The 19,586-nt window shown below is 66.9% G+C and carries 12 protein-coding genes; all 12 read left to right on the top strand.

Annotated features, from left to right (window positions below; all coding sequences use genetic code 11):
• Nucleotides 1-18 precede the first annotated feature (18 nt).
• The 12 genes from OHS03_RS28955 (at nucleotide 19) to pks13 (ending at nucleotide 19,584) form a co-directional block, all read left to right on the top strand.
• A complete protein-coding gene (locus OHS03_RS28955) occupies nucleotides 19-507 on the top strand; it encodes a phosphatase PAP2 family protein (protein WP_056822783.1) in 489 nt (162 codons plus the stop codon).
• 26 nt (nucleotides 508-533) lie between these two features.
• Nucleotides 534-1,466 carry a decaprenyl-phosphate phosphoribosyltransferase gene (locus tag OHS03_RS28960; protein WP_056822319.1) on the top strand — a complete coding sequence of 311 codons (933 nt, stop codon included), beginning with the start codon at nucleotides 534-536 and terminating at the stop codon, nucleotides 1,464-1,466.
• 4 nt (nucleotides 1,467-1,470) lie between these two features.
• The gene (locus OHS03_RS28965; RefSeq protein WP_328664460.1) at nucleotides 1,471-3,366 is read left to right on the top strand and encodes an arabinofuranosyltransferase AftB family protein; all 1,896 of its coding nucleotides are present in this window, start codon (nucleotides 1,471-1,473) and stop codon (nucleotides 3,364-3,366) included.
• Nucleotides 3,367-3,599: 233 nt separating this feature from the next.
• Nucleotides 3,600-4,670: an alpha/beta hydrolase gene (locus OHS03_RS28970; RefSeq protein WP_328658432.1), complete on the top strand. Its 1,071-nt coding sequence runs from the start codon at nucleotides 3,600-3,602 to the stop codon at nucleotides 4,668-4,670.
• 298 nt (nucleotides 4,671-4,968) lie between these two features.
• Nucleotides 4,969-6,030, top strand: a complete 1,062-nt coding sequence (locus OHS03_RS28975; RefSeq protein WP_328658433.1) for an alpha/beta hydrolase — start codon at nucleotides 4,969-4,971, stop codon at nucleotides 6,028-6,030.
• A gap of 393 nt (nucleotides 6,031-6,423) precedes the next feature.
• A complete protein-coding gene (locus OHS03_RS28980) occupies nucleotides 6,424-7,425 on the top strand; it encodes an alpha/beta hydrolase (RefSeq protein ID WP_328658435.1) in 1,002 nt (333 codons plus the stop codon).
• Between the two features lie 203 nt (nucleotides 7,426-7,628).
• The gene (locus OHS03_RS28985; protein WP_328658437.1) at nucleotides 7,629-9,422 is read left to right on the top strand and encodes an alpha/beta hydrolase-fold protein; all 1,794 of its coding nucleotides are present in this window, start codon (nucleotides 7,629-7,631) and stop codon (nucleotides 9,420-9,422) included.
• A gap of 113 nt (nucleotides 9,423-9,535) precedes the next feature.
• Nucleotides 9,536-10,039 carry a DUF732 domain-containing protein gene (locus OHS03_RS28990; RefSeq protein ID WP_328658438.1) on the top strand — a complete coding sequence of 168 codons (504 nt, stop codon included), beginning with the start codon at nucleotides 9,536-9,538 and terminating at the stop codon, nucleotides 10,037-10,039.
• Nucleotides 10,033-11,025, top strand: a complete 993-nt coding sequence (locus tag OHS03_RS28995) for a cutinase family protein (protein ID WP_405151468.1) — start codon at nucleotides 10,033-10,035, stop codon at nucleotides 11,023-11,025. Before OHS03_RS28990 ends, OHS03_RS28995 begins: the two co-directional genes overlap by 7 nt.
• Nucleotides 11,026-11,165: 140 nt before the next feature.
• Nucleotides 11,166-12,185, top strand: coding sequence for an LLM class F420-dependent oxidoreductase (locus OHS03_RS29000; protein ID WP_056822285.1), 1,020 nt, complete (start codon nucleotides 11,166-11,168; stop codon nucleotides 12,183-12,185).
• Nucleotides 12,186-12,366: 181 nt separating this feature from the next.
• The gene (fadD32, locus tag OHS03_RS29005) at nucleotides 12,367-14,277 is read left to right on the top strand and encodes a long-chain-fatty-acid--AMP ligase FadD32 (RefSeq protein ID WP_056822283.1); all 1,911 of its coding nucleotides are present in this window, start codon (nucleotides 12,367-12,369) and stop codon (nucleotides 14,275-14,277) included.
• Nucleotides 14,278-14,376: 99 nt separating this feature from the next.
• Entirely contained in the window at nucleotides 14,377-19,584 is a 5,208-nt protein-coding gene (pks13, locus tag OHS03_RS29010) for a polyketide synthase Pks13 (protein ID WP_328658440.1), read from the top strand.
• The last annotated feature ends 2 nt before the right edge of the window (nucleotides 19,585-19,586 follow it).

The following is a 19,586-nucleotide window of genomic DNA, read 5'->3' on the forward strand; positions in this document are numbered from 1 at the left end:
GTCCCGGTCGAGGTCGCGATCCTCAACGCCGTCCAGGGCACCATCGGCAACAACCCGGCCGTCGTCTCCGCCGCGCGCGGCATGTCGCATTTCGGCGAGCACGCGCTGGGCTGGGTCGGCATCGCCGCCGCGGGCTGGCTGGTCGACAAGCCGCGTCGTCGGCAGTGGGCCGGTGTCGCTGTCGGCGCTGTGGGCGCGCACGCCGCGTCCATCGTGATCAAGCGGATCGTGCGGCGTCCTCGCCCCAATGATCCGTCGGTGCAGGTCAACGTGTCGACGCCGAGCAAGTTGAGCTTCCCGTCCTCGCACGCCACGTCCACCACCGCGGCGGCGGTGTTGCTCGGTCGCCTGACCGGGCTACCCTTGCCTGCGGTGATCGTCCCACCGATGCTGCTGTCCCGAGTTGTGCTCGGGGTGCATTACCCTTCCGACGTGATCGCCGGTTCCGCTTTGGGGGCCGCGTCGGCTGCTGCCGTGCTAGCCGCCGAAAAGAGACTCCGACAGTGACCGCAACTGAAAGAACCTTGGCTGAGATGAGCGAAGAACCGTCCGCTGCCGTCCTTGACGAGGGTGCTGTGAAGGGCCCGCCGAAGACGCTGCTCGGTGGTGTCATCAAGGCCATGCGCCCACGTCAGTGGGTGAAGAATGTCCTGGTGCTCGCCGCACCACTGGCCGTCGGACCGGAAGCGGTCGGCGACGCGAGCGTGCTCGTGCATGTCGCGATCGCCTTCGTCGTGTTCTGCATGGCGGCCTCCGGCATCTACCTGGTCAACGACTCGCTCGATGTCGACGCCGACCGGGCCCACCCGACCAAGCGGTTCCGGCCGATCGCCGCGGGCGTCGTTCCTGTCAACCTGGCTTACGCCCTCTCGGCCGTGCTGCTGATCGGCTCGATCGCCGGTTCGTTCCTGGCGTCGTGGCATCTGGCCGTGGTGATGGCGATCTACATCGGCATCCAGCTGGCGTACTGCCTCGGCCTCAAGCACCAGGCCGTGCTCGATATCTGCATCGTGTCCTCTGGCTTCCTCCTGCGCGCTGTCGCCGGTGGCGCGGCGGCGGGCATCGCCCTTTCGCAGTGGTTCCTGCTGATCATGGCGTTCGGATCGCTGTTCATGGCCGCGGGCAAGCGCTACGCCGAACTGCAGATCGCGCTGGACACCGGCGCCAAGATCCGCAAGTCGCTCGAGTACTACACCCCGACCTACCTGCGCTTCATCTGGACGCTCGCGGCCACCGCCGTCGTGGTCTTCTACGGCCTCTGGGCATTCCAGCAGGACTCGGCTCGAGACACCCAGTGGTACTCGATCTCGATGATCCCGTTTACCATCGCAATCCTGCGTTACGCGGTCGACGTCGATGGTGGCGAGGCCGGTGAACCCGAAGAGATCGCGTTGGGGGACCGCATCCTGCAGTTCCTCGCTATTGCCTGGATCGGAGCGGTAGGTGTCGCTGTCTATCTCACCTGACGAGATGTTGGTAGCGGAGCAGGATTCAACCGAAGACGAGCAGCTACGCGACGACGAGTCGCCGCGTAGCGATGCGCGTTCCTCGGTTCTGTCCCGCGCCATCTTCGTCGGTGGGGTGGTCATCACGGCCGTGCTGTTCACGGTCGGTGCGTGGCAGCGGCGCTGGATCGCCGATGACGGCCTGATCGTGCTGCGCACGGTCCGCAACCTGCTCGCGGGCAACGGCCCGGTCTTCAATGTCGACGAGCGGGTCGAGGCCAATACCAGTACCGCGTGGACCTACCTGATCTGGTTCTTCTCCTGGCTCACCCAGGCCCGTCTCGAGTACGTGGTGCTCGGGGTGGCGCTGGGGGTCTCGGTGCTCGCGGTGGTGTTCGCGATGCTCGGCACCGCGCGGCTGTGGGGTGGAACCAGTGGTCAGCTGCTGATTCCGGCCGGTGTGCTGGTCTACATCGCACTGCCGCCCGCGCGTGATTACGCCACCTCCGGGCTGGAGAGCGGTCTGGTGATCTGCTGGGTCGGGCTGCTGTGGTGGCTGATGATCCGCTGGAGCCAGGCCGCTGTCGTTCGCGTGCCCAGCCTGTTGGGCCTGGTCTTCCTGGCCGGGCTCGCGCCGCTGGTTCGCCCCGAGGCGACGCTGATCGGCGTGCTCGCGCTCGGCATGATCTTCCTGACGCCGATGCCGCAGTTCCGGTTCGGGCCGGTCGCGCTGCGCGCGTTGATCGTGCTCGTCGCCGGGATCGTGCCGGTGGGCTACCAGATCTGGCGGATGGGCTACTACGGCCTGCCCTATCCGAACACCGCGGTCGCCAAGGACGCGGGCGGAGCCAAGTGGGGCCAGGGGGCCACCTACCTGTGGGACCTGGTCGGACCGTACTACCTGTGGATTCCGCTGCTCGTGCTGCTGATCGCAGGTGTGGTCGCGGGGATCGCGCGTGGCTTCGCGCTGCCGAGGTTGTCGGTGGCGGGTGTGCGGGCGTGGCTGCGTTCGCCGAGCGCGGTGGTCGTGATGGTGCTGGGCAGCGGTCTGCTGCTCACCGTGTACGCGGTGCGCGTCGGCGGCGACTTCATGCACGGGCGAATGCTGCTCACCCAGCTGTTCCTGCTGCTGTTGCCGGTGGCTGTGCTGCCGATTCCGACGCGCCTCGGGAAGGCCGATTGGTCGGTCGTGGCGCTGCTGATCGCACTGCTCGGCACCGCGGGCTGGTCGCTGTACGCGTCGAACACGACCGCGATCACGACCGGCACCAAGATCCGCTCGTCGGGCATCGTCGACGAGCGCATCTACTACGTGCTCAACACCGGCAAAGACCACCCGATCCGGGCCGAGGACTATCTCGACTATCCGCGGATGCGGGCCATGGTCAACGACATCGCCGCTAACCCAAAGGGCGGCCTGCTGCTGAACTCGCCCGCGTTCACGTTCTGGTACCTCGACCCGCCGCCGGAGCCGATCCCCGATGGGGGCTCCGGGCACACGGTCTACTTCCTGAACCTGGGCATGACGAGCATGAACGTGCCGCTCGACGTGCGCGTGATCGACCCGATGGGCCTGGCCTACCCGCTTGCCGCACACTCGGACCGGCTGGCGGACGGCCGCATCGGCCACGACAAGAGCCTGCTGCCCGACTGGGTGGTGGCCGACTCGGGAATGGTCGACATCCACCCGTGGATGCCCTGGTACATGGATGAACAATGGGTCACCCAGGCGCGCACGGCGATGTCGTGCCCGCAGACCCAGGCGCTGATGGTCTCCGTCCGCGAGCCGCTCACCTTCGCCCGGTTCAAGCACAACTTCCGCAACGCCCTGGCGTTTTCGAAGTACCGAATCGATCGGATCCCCAAGTACGAGATCCAGCGTTGTGGTCTCATCGACCCGTTCCCCGAACCCCCGCGCTGAATCGGCCCGGTCGGTCGGTATAAGTACCCCTAGACCTATGACTTACACCGGCTGGCCAGCGCTTATTTAGTGGCGTTCGCCGCTAAATCACTTTTCGGTAACGCCAAGCTATCGATGTAGCGATATGGTCACTGGAGGAACGGCCCGTCGGCGCACTGGTGTGCCGGTAATCAGTCGGCGGTCATTGCAACCGCGGTTCCGCGCGAACCGCATGAGGAAAGGCCCATAACAGAATGCGTGGCGGACGTCTCAGAGCCCGGGGAGCCGGCTGGCTCAAACGATCGGTGCTTCTCTCCCTGGCTGTAGTGCTGCCGATCGGTGCGGCGGTGGCCGGTCCCGCCGGCACCGCGACGGCGGCTTTCGATCCCACAGGTTTCGACTTCTGGGTCGACTCGGAGATGGGCCCGATCAAGTCGCGGATCTTCCGCGCGGCCGATGGCAACACCAATCGGGTCGTGTACGCGCTCGACGGTATGCGTGCGGGCGACGACCTCAGCGGCTGGGAGAAAGACACCAATGTCGCCCGCGCCCTGATGGACGCCAACATCAACGTCGTGATGCCGGTCGGCGGCCAGTCCAGTTTCTATGCCGACTGGAACGCACCGAGCAGCTACTTCGGTCTCGATGCCGGTTCGGGTGGTAGCTCCACCGGTTCGGCCGCGACCGGATCGTCGATGACCGGTTCATCGGTAGCGCCCACCCAGGTGGCAGGCAAGAAGAACACCTACAAGTGGGAAACCTTCCTCACGAGCCACCTGCGCAACGCGCTGTCGGCGCGCCTGGGCTTCAATCCCAACAACAACGGCGTGTTCGGTCTGTCGATGGGTGGCTCCGCTGCCCTGACGCTGGCCGCCTACCACCCCGACCAGTTCAGCTTCGCGGGCTCGTTCTCCGGATACCTGAACATCTCGGCGCCCGGTATGCGTGAAGCCATGCGTGTCGCGATGATCTCGGCCGGTGCCTTCAACATCGACGCGATGGCGCCGCCGTGGGGCCAGCAGTGGTTCCACATGGACCCGTTCGTCTTCGCCCCGCGTCTGGTCGGCAACGGCACCCGCATCTGGGTCTCCGCGGCCAGCGGTATCCCCGGCGCGGGCGATGTGTCCAACCCGATGGAGATCGTCCAGGGCGTTCCGCTGGAGCTGCTCGCGATGGTGAACAGCCGCGCGTTCCAGGTCCGCATGGCCACCCTCGGCGGCGGCAACGCCCACTTCGACTTCCCGATCACCGGCGTGCACAACTGGCGCAACTGGGAGACCGAAGTCAACCGCATGATCCCGGACCTTTCCGCGAACATCGGCTAGTCGAACCCGCAAGACCCGAAGCCGCCCGGTGCCTCGTCGCACCGGGCGGTTTCCTCGTTTTCGTCACGATCCGAGCGACACGCGGTGACGAATCATGTGCGACAGATCACCGGGAGTTGTGCTCCGGGTCACTTTCCAGCAACATGTAGACCATTCGTCACCGATTAATACACAGAGAGCATGCGTCGAGGTTGAATCGTCCGTTTTGCCCTGGATCGATTCCCATCGACGTCCGATGAGGGATCCGACTGCGTAGCTCGGGATTTGCGCGTTCGGTCTGCGAGAAAGGTCTAGTCGAATGCGAACACTGCGCCGCAAGCGTGGGCCCGTGAAGGCCGCAGCCCCTGGTTCGTGGGCTCGGCGCTGGGCCGCGGGCGTATCCATGGCTCTGCTCGTTCCGATCGCGACGGCTGTTACCGGGGGAATCGCGCCTGCCTCGGCCGGATTCAACGGCAATGCCTTCGATTTCTGGGTCGATTCCGGGATGGGTCCGATCAAATCGCGCGTGCTGCGCGCCGCCGACGGCAACACCAACCGCGTCGTCTACGTCCTCGACGGCATGCGCGCACCGGAGAATCTCAACGGCTGGGAGATCGAAACCGATATCCCGAATGCGCTGGCCGCGGCGAATATCAATGTGGTGATGCCCGTCGGCGGTATGTCCAGCTTCTACGCCGACTGGAACGCGCCGAGTGATTTCTTCGGCATTCCCGGCAACGGCGCGCCGTCCTCTGGTTCGGGCGCGGGCAACGCGCTGTCCGGTGGACCCGGCAAGAGCTACCGCTACCAGTGGGAATCGTTCCTCACCGGCGACCTGCGCAACGCCCTCGCCGACCGCCTCGGCTTCAACCGGTTCCGCAACGGTGTGTTCGGTCTGTCGATGGGTGGCTCGGCCGCACTGACGTTGGCCGCCTACCACCCGGACCAATTCTCCTTCGCCGGTGCGTATTCCGGTTACCTGAACATCTCGGCCCCCGGCATGCGCGAGGCGATTCGCATCGCGATGCTCGACGCGGGCGGTTACAACGTGGACGCCATGGCACCGCCGTGGGGCCCACAGTGGCTGCGGATGGATCCGTTCGTGTTCGCCCCCAACCTGGTGGGCAACAACACCCGGCTGTGGATAGCGGCGGGCTCAGGCTTGCCGACCAGTACCGACGGCCCGAACATGGGCACCGTCAACGGGATGGCGCTGGAAGCCTTGGCGCTGGCCAACACTCGGGCTTTCGAAGTCAGGATGGCGACGCTCGGCGCCCGTAACGTCACCTACTCTTTCCCGGCCTTCGGCATCCACGCCTGGAACAACTGGAATGACGAAGCCCTGCGGATGATCCCGGATTTGTCCGCCAACATCGGGTGAACATCACGGAACCGGCACCGCGAGACTTGCGGTGCCGGTTCTGTCTGCCCGGACCACCGCAGCGACTGAACAATACGTTCATATGACGACCACGCCACGCAAATAACTCGACAGCCACGGGTTTTCGGCCGCCTCGGATCCGAAGGGCGAGACGGAACGCCGAAGGCGCAGTATCGCCCTTCGGATTCGAGGCCCGCAGGGCCGAAAACCCCGCGGCGCCAGCCGCCAATGTCACTGCCCTTGCAGTTAATTCGCGCGTGGAATATCCTCCAGCGAGCGTAAGTGTGACCAGATCGTTGTTTCATCCGTCTGATCGACCGGGCTGTCGGGGCCGTGTCGGCGGCGGCCAGCGTGTCTGGCATGCCATAACAGCAGAAAGAGAGCGGAATTCACATGCGTTTCGGCAAGGCCGTCGCGCCGGCATCTCGTAGTTGGCGTAATCGAATTCTAGCTGTCGGCGCTGCAGCCCTTGTGCTGCCGATCGCCGCGGGAGCGGCCCCGACCGCGCTCGCCGCACCGGTGTCGGCACCCGCGCTGCGCGCACCGGCCGGTGGCTACGAAGAACTGATGGTGCCCTCGAAGATGGGCCCCGTGAAGGTCCAGGTGCAGTGGGCGCGCAACGGCGGCAACGCCGCGCTCTACCTGCTCGACGGCCTTCGCGCCCGTGACGACCGCAACGCCTGGTCGTTCGAGACCAACGCGATGCAGCAGTTCAGCAACGACAACGTCACCCTGGTGATGCCGGTCGGTGGCCAGTCCAGCTGGTACGCCGACTGGACCGCCGCCAGCAACACCAACGGTCAGAAGACCACCTACAAGTGGGAGACCTTCCTGACCGAAGAGCTCCCCACCTTCCTCGAGGGCTACGGTGTGTCCCGCAAGAACAACGCGGTGCTCGGCCTGTCGATGTCGGGTCCGGCGGCGCTGCGCCTCGCCGCTCTGAACCGCGATCAGTTCAAGCACGCGTCCTCGCTCTCGGGCCCGCTGAACTGGAGTGCCCCCGGCATGCGTGAGGCCATCCGCGTGATGATGCTCGACGCGGGCCGTTTCAACGTCGACGCCATGGCCGCTCCGTGGAGCTCGGCGTGGCTGCGGATGGACCCGATGGTGTTCGCCCCCGAGCTGCGCGGCCTGCCGCTGTTCATCTCCTCGGCCAACGGCCTGCCCGCCCAGCACGACAACCCTGCCGGTGCCGGTGCCGCCTTCAACACGGCCACCGCGATGGGCATCGAGGCCATCTCGTTCGTGAGCACGCTCGCGTTCCAGCGTCGCCTCAACACCCTCGGCATCAACGCCGTCTACGACGTCGGTGCCTCCGGTACCCACTCGTGGAAGTACTGGGAAGACGAGCTGTGGAAGGCCCGTCCGCACATCCTGAATGCACTGGGCGCCTAGTAGTTTCCGCCCAGCAACTTCCTGAAGACCGGCTCACCCCCAGGGTGGGCCGGTCTTTTTGCTGTATCCATCCCTCGCGTGTCCTCCCCAGTTATCGCCGCTGACTGCGGTACAACCGACGGTGAGGCTGTGTCCCAATTCCGGGATGAGGAAGGTCGCGTGTGATGAAACATCGTGTCTCGGTACATAGTGTCTCAGCGCCGATGCGGCGGATCCTCGGCATCGCGGCCATGTCGGCGGCGCTGTTCGCGCCTGCTGTGGCCGTTCCCGCGCAGGCCCAACCGGTGGTGTCCGGGGTACAGCGGGTGGACTGGCTCTCGGACCGGCGAGTGGCGCTGTGGGTGTACTCGGCCGCCATGAAGACCCCGATCCAGGTGCAGATGCTGTTGGCGCGGGACTGGAATGCGCGGCCCGACGCGAAGTTCCCGATGATGCTCATGCTCGACGGTCTGCGCGCGCAGGACGACGAGAACGGCTGGACCAAGGACGCCGACGCCGAGGGCTTCTACGCCGACAAGAATGTCAATGTGGTGCTGCCGGTCGGCGGCCAGTCGAGCTGGTATTCGGACTGGCTCGCGCCCGACAACGGCTTCACCTACAAGTGGGAGACATTCCTGACCAAGGAACTCCCGCCGATCCTGGAACGTGACTGGCGAACCACGGATGTTCGTGGCGTGCAGGGACTTTCGATGGGTGGCACGGCGGCGATGAACCTGGCGGGGCGCAACCCCGGGCTGATGAAATACGTGGCCTCGTACTCGGGCCTGCTCACCACGACAACGCTCGGTATGCCGCAGGCGATCACCTTCGCCAACAAGGACGCGGGCGGCTTCGACGCGGGCGCGATGTGGGGCCCGCCGGGCAGCCCTGAGTGGGACGCGCACGACCCCTATCAGCTGGCCGACAAGCTCAAAGGCGTCAGCATGTACGTCTCCAGCGGCAGCGGACTGGCGGGCTCGCACGATCAGCTCGGGGAAGTGCCGTTGATGAGCGAGAACTGGGCAGGCACCGGCCTGGAGATCCTCTCGCGGCTGTCGACTCAGAATTTCGTCGCCAAGCTCGAGAAGCTGGCGATTCCGGTGCAGGCGAATTACCGGCCCGCGGGCACACACACGTGGCCGTACTGGGATTTCGAGATGCGGCAGTCGTGGTCACAGGCCGCGGCGGCGCTCGGTACCGATCCCGGCGGCTCGACCTGCGCGCTGGGCGGGGCGATCGGCGGGGTCGCGCAAGCCGCGAACTGGCTGGGCAACTGCCTGACCGCCGAGTACCCGGCGGGCGCCGGAATGGTGCAGGACTTCCCGAACGGTCGGGTATTCCACTCCGCCGCGGCGGGCACGCACGCGGTGGCGGGGCGCATCGGTGGCACCTACGCCGGTATCGGCGGCGCGTCCTCGCCGCTCGGCCTGCCCAACGGTGACGAGCGCGGTCTGCCCGACGGGCGCGGCCGCATGCAGACCTTCGAAGGCGGCTCGATCTACTGGACCCCGCAGACCGGCGCGCAGGTGATGCGCGGCGCGTTCCTCGAGGAGTGGGGCAAGCAGGGTTACGAGGGCGGTCCCGCCGGCTATCCGGTGGCCGCCGAGGCGCCGACACCCAGCCGTGCAGGCTCGGTACAGGCCTTCGAGAACGGCCCGATGTTCTACAGCCCGGCCACCGGCGCACACCGGGTGCAGGGCTTCGTCCTGGACAAGTACAGCCAGCTCGGCTTCGAGAACAGCCCGCTCGGTTTCCCGGTCGCCGGGGAGGCGCCGCTGAAGGATCTCGGGCGCTACAGCCGGTTCGAGGGCGGCAATATCTATTGGAGCCCGCTGTCGGGCGCGTGGTCGGTGCGCAACGGCGCGCTCGCCGACACCTGGGGGGCGCAGGGGTTCGAAAACGGCAGACTCGGGTATCCGGTGAGTGACGAGTTCGCCGTTCCCGGCGGAATCCAGCAGAACTTTCAGACCGGGTTCATCGTGGTGCGAGACGGCAAATCCGAAGTACACGGGGTGTGATCTCGGGCTGAGAACTCTCTGAGCTTCGCCGCTCGGTGCCCGGCACCGCCGATTGTCCGGCTAGCCTGGTCTGCGACCGCTTCCCTGACGAACGATCGAGGAAAGACATCTTCATGCATCGGATCTCTGGCAAGGTAGCCGGATCGGTCGCGGCCCTGGCTGCCGTCGCCCTGCTGTCCGCCTGTGGCGGCAACGACTCGACCGCGTCGCAGACGCCCACCCTGTCCACCAGCGCGGCCGCGAAGGTGACGACGACGCCGCCCGTGGTCATCGAGCCGCCGGCCGAGGCCCCGTCGAGCACCGCACCGGAGACCAGTGCGTCCGCCGAGGAGCCGACACCGCTCCCGCAGACCAGCGCCGCCGCGCCCGCGACCGGCAAGGACAAGGCGTTCCTGAACGAACTGGCCAAGAACGGGATCACCCCGGGCGACCAGACGACCGCGCTGACCACGGCGACCTACATCTGCTCCACCAAGGGCACCGGTGCCAGTGACGCCGATGTGGCCACCTTCGTCGGCGCGATGGCGGGCACCGACCCGTCATTCGACGCGTCGAAGATGGATGTCAACAAGGCAGCACAGATCTACATCGCTGCCGCGAACTCCACCTACTGCTAGTGACGCCCCGACCGACGCGACGCTCCCGCGGGTTCTGGCCTGCGGGGTGCTTCACCGTGCTGGCGCTGCTCGTGCTGGCGATCATCGTCATCGTGCTGCTGTGGTACCTGCTCGCGGGCCGGTTGAAGGAGCCGGGGCCGACGCCGCCCGGCCCGCCGCCGCCGACCTCGCAGTCGGCGGATTGCCCCGATGTGATGCTGCTCTCGATCCCGGGCACCTGGGAGTCGTCGAGCGCCGACGATCCGTACAACCCGCAGGCGAACCCGATCTCGTTGATGCTCAGCGTTTCCGGGCCCCTGCGCGCGCAGTTCCCGGACAACCGGCTCGAGGTGTACACGGTTCCGTACGTGGCGCAGTTCTCGAACCCGATCGCGTTCCCGCCCGACGGCCAGGCTTCCTACAACAACAGCCGCACCGAGGGCACCGCGCGCGCCACCGACGTGCTGGCTCAGCGCCACAAGGAATGCCCGTTGACGAACTTCGTCATCGCGGGCTTCTCCCAGGGCGCGGTGATCGCCGGTGACGTCGCCGCGCAGATCGGCGCGGGCAACGGCCCGATCCCGGAAGCGAATGTGCTCGGCGTGACGGTGATCGCCGACGGCCGTCGCACCGCGACCGGTCCCGGTCAGCCCACCGAGATCGGCGACCCGCCGCCGGCGGGCGAGGGCGCCGAGGTGGCGCTCAAGGGCGTCAACGTCCCCGGCATCAGCATGACCGGTCCCCGCCCCGGCGGTTTCGGCACGCTGGCGCCCAAGGTGAACTCCGTCTGCGCACCCGGCGACATGATCTGTGACGCACCACGCCAGGCACTCAATCCGGCCAACGCGCTGGGCAGCCTCGCGGCGCTGATCCGCTCCGCGGGTAACCCGGTGCACGCGCTGTACGCCTCGAATCCGGTAGACGGCGACGGCACAACGGCGACCCAATGGACGGTCAACTGGGCTGCGGGGCTCATCGAGAACGCACCGCATCCGCCCCATTCTTGACGGAGTTGTCACAGTCACAGTGGGGGCATGATTGCCATGGATCATGCCTCGCTGTGACATCCGCACGCCGGATCGCTCGCACGCTGTAAAGTGCGCTGGGAATTGCGCCCGAGTACACACCAGCCAGGAGCGAAGAGTTCATGACCGAAGCTGCCGCACCCGTCGGTGAATTGACCGCGCTGGGTACGCCGCTGCGTCCGTTCCGCTTCGGAGCGGCCGGAGAGGGCAACAAGCAGGAGGGTGGCGCGCGCAAGTTCGTTCAGACGGCGCAGGAAGCCGAAGAGATGGGTTACGACACCTTCTTCGTTCCTGATCACCTGGGCGATCAGATCGGCCCGATCGCCGCGCTGGGCGCACTCACCCAAGCCACCTCCAAGATCCGCCTCGGCACTTCGGTGCTGGCGAACGGTTTACGCCATCCGGTCGTGGTCGCCAAGGAATTGGCCACCCTCGATGTCCTGTCCAAGGGACGGCTCGAGGTCGGCGTCGGCGCGGGCTGGATCAAGGAAGAGTTCGACAACGCGGGCATCCCGTTCGAGCGTCCCGGCATCCGGCTGGAGAAGCTCGACGAGTCGCTGACCATCCTGGACACGCTGCTGCGCGGTCAGGAGTGCAATTTCGAGGGCAAGCACTACCAGGTGCGTGGCATCAAGGGCACTCCGCGCCCACGGCAGGGCCCGCGCCCGCCGTTGTGTACCGGTGGCGGCGGTCCGAAGATGCTGGCACTGGCGGCCAAGCACGCCGACATCGTCTCGGTCGTGCCGCAGACCACCAAGAACGGCAAGGGTCTGCTCTCGGGCATCACGCTCGAGAAGACGATCGAGAAGGTCAACATCGTCAAGGCCGCTGCCGGTGACCGGTTCGCCGACATCGAGCTGAACTGGGCCATCACCGCTATCGTCATCACCGACGACCGGGAGAAGACCGCCGAGATGGCGCTGCGCGCGATCGAACGCGGCCTGCATCCCGACCTCGAAGTCGACGTCGAACTGACCGTCGAGGAAATCCTGAGCTCGCCCTACATCGCGATCGGCACGTTCGAGGAAATCGCCGAACAGGTCAAGCGTGTGCGGCAACTCACTTCGATGTCGTATGTGGGCATCTTTCCCACCCAGATGGACGCATTCGCGCCTGTCATTCCGCTGCTGCGGGAGGACTGAGCGGGGGCTCTCTGTAACATGACTCTGGTTTGAGAACATCTAGCCGATAGCGGTCACCGCGCAGACCGCTCGAAAATCCGCAGGCTGTCGACGCACGTTCGTGTGAGTTCGACGGCCGGTGGCGATATAGCGAGTCGAGGCCGCAGAGCTTGTCATCGCGTCCTCGCAAGGAGAAGAAGGAATGGAAGAGACTTTCGACGACTACCTGGACGCAACCGGGAATATCAACATTCCCGAGGGTCGGACCCTGGTCGATCACGTCGAGAAGCACACCCGTAACGATGCGAATACGCTCGCGTACCGCTACATCGACTATTCGCGGGAACGCGACGGCGAGGTGCACGAGCTGACCTGGCAGGAGTTCGGAGTACGGCTGCGCGCGGTGGCCGCTCGCCTGCAACAGGTGACCAACCCGGGCGACCGGGTCGCGATCCTCGCGCCGCAAGGCCTGGATTACGTGATCTCCTTCTTCGCGGCGATCTACGCCGGCACCATCTCGGTGCCGCTGTTCGATCCCGACGAGCCGGGTCACACCGACCGCCTGCACGCCGTCCTCGGTGACTGCGAGCCGTCGGCGATCCTCACCGCGACCTCTTCGGCCGCCGGTGTGCGCCAGTTCTTCCGCTCGCTGCCCGCCGCGCAGCGTCCGCGCATCATCGCCGTCGATGCCATCCCGGACACCCTCGGTGACTCCTGGGTGCGCCCCGACACCGCGATCGACGACATCGCCTACCTGCAGTACACCTCGGGTTCCACCCGGGTGCCCGCCGGTGTGGAGATCACCCACCGCGCGGTCGGCACCAACCTGCTGCAGATGATCAACTCGCTGAACATGAACGAGAACTCGCGTGGCGTCACCTGGCTCCCGCTGTTCCACGACATGGGCCTGCTCACGGTGATCCTGCCCGCCGTCGGCGGCAAGTTCATCACCATCATGTCGCCGAGTGCGTTCGTGCGTCGTCCCTCGCGCTGGATCAACGAGCTGGCCGCCGTTTCCGACGGTGCGGGCACCTTCGCGGCCGCGCCGAACTTCGCCTTCGAGCACGCTGCCGCGCGCGGTGTGCCCAAGGCCGGCGAGTCGCTCGACCTGTCGAATGTGATCGGCCTGATCAACGGGTCCGAGCCGGTGACGGTCTCCTCGATGAAGAAGTTCAACGAGGCCTTCGCGCCGTACGGGCTGCCCAAGACCGCGATCAAGCCCTGCTACGGCATGGCGGAGGCGACGCTGTTCGTCTCGGCTACCCGCGCCGAGGACGAGGCCAAATACGTCTACGTCGATCGCAACGAGCTCAACGCGGGCCGCATGGTGCGCGTGGACCAGTCCGACGAGACCGCCATCGCGCAGGTGTCGTGTGGCTACGTCGGGCTGTCGCAGTGGGCCGTGATCGTCGATCCGGAATCGGCGGACACCGCGCAGGGTCGCGAGCTGCCCGACGGGCAGGTCGGCGAGATCTGGCTGCACGGCAACAACATGGGCATCGGTTACTGGGGTCGCCCCGCCGAGTCCACCAAGGCGTTCCGCAACAAGGTCACCGAGCCGGTCGAAGGCGGGCACGCCGAGGGCACCGGCCCCGATGCCGACTGGATGCGCACCGGCGACTTCGGCGTCTACTTCGAAGGTGAGCTCTACATCACCGGTCGCGTCAAGGACCTGGTGATCGTCGACGGGCGCAACCACTACCCGCAGGACCTGGAGTTCTCCGCGCAGGAGGCGTCCAAGTCGCTGCGTCCCGGTTTCGTCGCGGCCTTCGCGGTGCCCGCCAATCAGCTGCCCGCCGAGGTCTTCGCCGCCGACAGCCATTCCGGCCTGAAGTTCGACGTGGACGACGCGTCCGAGCAGCTGGTGGTCGTGGCCGAACGTGGTCCCGGCGCCGGTAAGGCCGACCCCGGCCCGATCGCCGACGCGGTGCGCGCCGCGGTGTCGCTGCGCCACGGCGTGACCGCTCGTGACATCCTGCTGGTGCCCGCGGGTTCCATCCCGCGTACCTCCAGCGGCAAGATCGCCCGGCGCGCCTGCAAGGCCGCCTACCTCGAGGGAACGCTGCGCGGTGGTTACACCCAGCAGGCTTTCCCCGATGCACCGGAAGAGTAATTCGGCACGTCCGAAAAGGAGGTGACGCCCGGTGTGCGATGCAGGCCGGGCGTCATTCCACGGCGCGCCCTGTACGCAGACAGGTAGCTTGAGGAATTGATGGCTAACAACGAGGGCACGCCCACCCCGAACCCTGACGTCCCTGCCGAGACGAACGATCTCTCGGTGGCCGAGCTGCGTGAATGGCTGCGCCGCTGGGTCGCCGATGCGACCGGGCAGTCTGTCGACGCGATCACCGTCGACCGGCCGATGGAGGAGTTCGGGCTCGCCTCGCGCGACGCTCTCGCCCTCGGTGGTGACATCGAGGACCTCACCGGTGTGGTGCTGACTCCGACGGTGGTCTACCAGCACCCGACGATCGCCTCGCTGGCCGAGGTCATCGTGCACGGTGAGCCGGAGCCGCCTGCCGAGGACTCCTCGGAGTACACGGCCGCGTTCGCGCCTTCCGAGGCGCATGATGTCGCGGTGGTCGGCCTGTCCACGCGTCTGCCGGGTGCGGGCACCACGCCTGAGTCGACCTGGGAGTTCATCATCGGGCGCGGTGACGCGATCCGTGAGCTGCCCGAAGGTCGCTGGTCGGAGTTCCTGACCGATCCGTCCGTGGCCAAGACCATCGACCAGGCCAACACCCTCGGCGGCTACCTGGAACAGGACGTCATCAAGGGTTTCGACGCCGAATTCTTCGCGATGTCGCCGATCGAGGTCGAGCAGGTCGACCCGCAGCAGCGGCTGATGATGGAGCTCACCTGGGAGGCGCTCGAGCAGGCGCGCATCCCGGCGAGTGACCTCAAGGGCGGGCAGGTCGGCGTGTTCGTCGGCTCGTCCACCAACGATTTCCAGATGATCGCCTCGCTCGGCCTCGGCGACACCGATCCCGACGCGCCTGCCTCGTCCCGCGGATACGCGCTGCTCGGCGGCTCGACCGGCATCATCGCCAACCGCGTCTCCTACTTCTACGACTTCCGTGGCCCGTCGGTCACCGTCGACACCGCCTGCTCGTCGACCATCGTCGCCGTGCACCAGGCCGTGCGCGCGCTGCGTACCGGCGAGGCCGACGTGGCGCTCGCCGGCGGCGTGAACATGATCCTGGCCCCGGTCATCACCCTCGGTTTCGACCAGAACGGCGCCGTCGCCAAGGACGGGCACATCAAGGCGTTCTCCTCCGATGCCGACGGCATGGTTCGCTCCGAGGGCGCGGGCATGATCGTGCTCAAGCGCCTGGCCGACGCCGAGCGCGACGGCGACAACATCATGGGCGTCATCAAGGGTTCCGCGGTGAACTCCGACGGCCGTTCCAACGGCCTGTTCGCGCCCAACCCCGACGCACAGGCCGACGTGCTGCGCGCCGCCTACCGCGACGCGGGCATCGTTCCCAACACCGTCGATTACATCGAGGCGCACGGCACCGGCACTCCGATCGGCGACCCGATCGAAGCCGAGGCGCTGGCCCGCGTGATCGGCCGTGGCCGCGACGCCGACAAGCCCGCCCTGCTCGGTTCGGCCAAGACCAACTTCGGTCATCTCGAATCCGGCGCGGGCGCGGCGAGCCTCGCGAAGGTGCTGATGTCGTTCCAGCACAACGTGATTCCGCCGAGCATCAACTATGCGGGTCCGAGCCCCTACATCCCGTTCGAGCAGGCCAATCTCAAGGTCGTCGACGAGGCCACCGAGTACCCGCGCTACAGCGGCGTCGCGACCGTCGGCATCTCCGGCTTCGGTTTCGGTGGCACCAACGCGCACGTGGTGCTGCAGGAGTACGTGCCAACGGCCCCGGTTGTCGAGGACGTGACCGCCGAGCAGGTCGCCGCCGAGGAGATCGTGGGCGAGGAGATCGTGGGCGAGGAGACCACCGATGTGGTCGCCGAGGCCATCGCGATCACCGAGGCCGCCGTCGAGCCGGTGGAGCCGGTCGTCGAATGGGACGGCGAGCGCGACGAGCCGCTGCCCGTGGTCCTTGCCGTCTCGGCCTACCTGCCCTCGCGTCGCAAGCGCGCCGCCACCGAGTTGGCCGACTGGCTCGAAGGCGCGGGCAAGGATGTGCCGCTGGCCGACGTCGCCCGCGCGCTGGCCAAGCGCAGCCACCAGCGTTCGCGCGGTGTGGTGGTGGCCAAGACCCGCGAAGAGGCCGTTGCCGGCCTGCGCGCCATCGCCGAGGGCAAGCCGGGCGCCGGGGTGTTCACCGCCGATTCGCCCGCGTCCAACGGGCCGATCTGGGTGTTCTCCGGTTTCGGCTCGCAGCACCGCAAGATGGCCAAGCAGCTCTACGGCGAGAACTCGATCTTCCGCAAGACGGTCGACGAGGTCGACGAGCTGGTGCAGGACGAGGCCGGTTACTCGATCCGCGAGATGTTCCTCGACGACGAGCAGGACTACGACGTCGGCACCTGCCAGGTCGGCATCTTCACCATCCAGCTCGGCCTCGCCGCGTTGTTGCGTGCCCACGGCGCGGAACCGGCCGCGGTGGTCGGTCATTCGATGGGTGAGGTGGCAGGCTCCTACATCGCCGGTGGCCTGTCGATCGAAGACGCGGTGCGCGTGATCTGCGCCCGTTCGCGCCTGATGGGCGAGGGCGAGCAGATGCTCACCGACGACGAAGTGCGCAATATGGCGCTGGTCGAACTCAGCGCCCACGATGTGGCGCTGCTACTGCCGAAGTACCCCGACGTGGAGTGCGCGGTGTACGCCGCGCCGACCAACACCGTCATCGGCGGGCCCCGCGAGCAGGTGGAGCAGATCGTCGCCGAGGTCGAGGCGATGGGCAAGTTCGCCCGCATCCTGCCGACCCGCGGCGCGGGCCACACCTCCCAGATGGACCCGCTGCTCGGCGAACTCGCCGCCGAACTGGCAGGCATCGAGCCGACCTCGCTGAAGACCGGCCTGTACTCCACCGTGCACGAGGGCCTGTACTTCAAGCCCGGTTCCGACCCGATCCACGACGAGCCCTACTGGGTGAAGAACCTGCGCCACAGCGTGTGGTTCACCAACGCGGTGAAGGCCGCCGTCGACTCCGGGCACACCACGTTCCTCGAGCTGGCGCCCAATTCCGTTGCGCTGATGCAGGTTCTGGGCACCACCTTCGCGGCGGGCGTGCACGACGCGCAGCTCATCCCGACGCTCAAGCGCAAGGAAGACGAGTCCGCCGGTGTGATCGGCGCGCTCGCGCAGCTCTACGTCCACGGCCACGCCGTGAACCTGAGTTCGCTGCTGCCCGAAGGTGATTACGCCGACGTGCCGCGAACCGCGTTCGTGCGCAAGCCGTACTGGCCCAAGGTCTCGATGTCCTCGGGCGGCGGCAACACCCGGGTGCCCGGTGCGCACGTCGCCATGCCGGACGGCCGTCACGCCTGGGAGATCCAGGCTTCTTCGGTGAGCGACCTGGCCGCGCTGGTGCAAGCCGCTGCCGCACAGGTTCTTTCCGATGTCGCGGTCTCGGTCTCACATCCGCACGCCGCGCTGCCCACCGCGGGCACGCTGACCACCACGTTGACTCCGCACCTCGGTGGCGCGTCGGTCCAGGTGCACGCCAAGTCCGCGGCCGGGTTCACCCTGCTGTTCGACGCGGTCGTCACCTCCGGCGCCGCTCTCCCCGAACCCGTTGCCGCCGTGGCGGTTCCGGCCGAGGAAGCCGCACCGACCGCCGCCGAGATCGCCATCGCCACCGGCGACCGCTGGAGCGCCGACAGTGGCGAGACCATCGAGCAGCGGCTGTGCGTCATCGTCGCCGAATCCATGGGCTACGCCGTCGAGGATCTCCCGATGGAGATCCCGCTGATGGAACTCGGCCTCGATTCGCTGATGGCGATGCGCATCAAGAACCGCGTCGAATACGAATTCGACATCCCGCAGCTGCAGATCTCGGCCGTGCGCGACGCCAGCCTCAACGAGGTGTCGAAGGTGCTGCGCTACGCGATCGAGCATCGCGACGAGGTCGCGGCGATGGCGGAGAAGCAGGCTGCCGCCAAGGCCGCGGGTGAAGATGTCGAGCTGGGTGTCGACGCCAACTTCGTCGAGGCGGCTCGGGCCGCGATCGCCGCGGGTGAGGATCCGCTGGCGGTGGCGAAGAAGGCCGAAGCCGAGCTGTCGCCGGAAGCCGCTGCTGTCGAACCGGTTTCGGAAGCCGATGCCAGTTCGCCCGCCGCTGTCGCCGAACCGGTTTCGGAACAGGCGCCGGCCGAGTCGGCTGTCGCCGACATCGACTACTTCGCTGATGCGAGCGCCGACGAGGACAACGTTCCGCCACGTGACGCTGCCGAGCGTCTCGCCTACGCCACGTGGGCGGTTGTCACCGGCACCTCGCCCGGTGGCGTCTACAACACCCTGCCGATCCTCGAAGAAGAGGTCGCCGAGAAGATGGCGGCCCGCCTCACCGAGCGGGTCAAGGCAGAGGTCACCGTCGACGATGTGCTCGATTGCGAGTCGATCGAGCAGCTCGCCGAGATCGTGCGCAATCTGCAGGACAGTGGCGCCGATGTCGACGGCTTCGTGCGCCCGCTGCGTGCGCGTACCGAGGGCTCGGACGCCGTGCCGGTCTTCGTGTTCCATCCGTCGGGTGGCAACACCCTCGTGTACGAGCCGCTGTTGAAGCGTCTCGCCTCGGATACCCCGATGTACGGATTCGAGCGGGTCGAGGGCGATATCGAAGAACGCGCCCGCCAGTACCTGCCGGAACTGCGCAAGCTGCAGGGCAACGGCCCGTACGTGCTGTACGGCTGGTCGCTCGGTGCGGTGCTGTCGCTGCAGGTCGCTCAGCTCCTTCGCGAAGAAGGCGCAGATGTGCGCGTCGTCGGTCTGATCGACCTGGCGCTCCCGGTCAAGGGTGAGGACAACAGCCCCGAGGAGCGGGTTCGCCGCATTCAGCGCTACCAGCAGTTCGCCAAGACCACCTACGGCGTAGAGGGCGAGTTGCCCGACGAGCAGCTGCAGGAACTCGCCCAGGCCAACGACGAGGAGCAGTACGACATCGTCGCCAGCCTGGTGAAGCTGACCGGCGCGAAGATCCCCGGCGGTGTGCTCGAACACCAGCGCACCTCGTGGATCGAGAGCCGCCATCTCGCCAAGGCGAAGCCGACCCAGTATGACGGTGACGCGGTGCTCTACCTGGCCGATCGCTACCACGATGGCATGATCCAGCTCGAGCCGCGCTTCGCGGACCGCAAGCCCAACGGTGGCTGGGATGAGTACATCCCGAACCTGGAGGTCATCCACATTCCGGGCGACCACCTACAGATTGTCGACGAACCGCGGATCGGTCAGATCGGTGCCGACCTCGCCGCCAAGCTGGCCGCGATTTCCGCAAAGGGAGAGTAAGT

Origin of the sequence: Nocardia salmonicida (genome assembly GCF_036142455.1) — a bacterium.
GTDB lineage: Bacteria > Actinomycetota > Actinomycetes > Mycobacteriales > Mycobacteriaceae > Nocardia > Nocardia salmonicida.

Excerpts from the sequence above, each read along its gene's own strand:
- OHS03_RS28985 (WP_328658437.1), top strand. The coding sequence starts at position 7,629 with ATGCGGCGGATCCTCGGCATCGCGGCCATGTCGGCGGCGCTGTTCGCG.
- OHS03_RS29000 (WP_056822285.1), top strand. The coding sequence starts at position 11,166 with ATGACCGAAGCTGCCGCACCCGTCGGTGAATTGACCGCGCTGGGTACG.
- OHS03_RS28980 (WP_328658435.1), top strand. The coding sequence starts at position 6,424 with ATGCGTTTCGGCAAGGCCGTCGCGCCGGCATCTCGTAGTTGGCGTAAT.
- OHS03_RS28975 (WP_328658433.1), top strand. The coding sequence starts at position 4,969 with ATGCGAACACTGCGCCGCAAGCGTGGGCCCGTGAAGGCCGCAGCCCCT.
- fadD32 (WP_056822283.1), top strand. The coding sequence starts at position 12,367 with ATGGAAGAGACTTTCGACGACTACCTGGACGCAACCGGGAATATCAAC.
- OHS03_RS28970 (WP_328658432.1), top strand. The coding sequence starts at position 3,600 with ATGCGTGGCGGACGTCTCAGAGCCCGGGGAGCCGGCTGGCTCAAACGA.
- OHS03_RS28960 (WP_056822319.1), top strand. The coding sequence starts at position 534 with ATGAGCGAAGAACCGTCCGCTGCCGTCCTTGACGAGGGTGCTGTGAAG.
- pks13 (WP_328658440.1), top strand. The coding sequence starts at position 14,377 with ATGGCTAACAACGAGGGCACGCCCACCCCGAACCCTGACGTCCCTGCC.
- OHS03_RS28965 (WP_328664460.1), top strand. The coding sequence starts at position 1,471 with ATGTTGGTAGCGGAGCAGGATTCAACCGAAGACGAGCAGCTACGCGAC.
- OHS03_RS28990 (WP_328658438.1), top strand. The coding sequence starts at position 9,536 with ATGCATCGGATCTCTGGCAAGGTAGCCGGATCGGTCGCGGCCCTGGCT.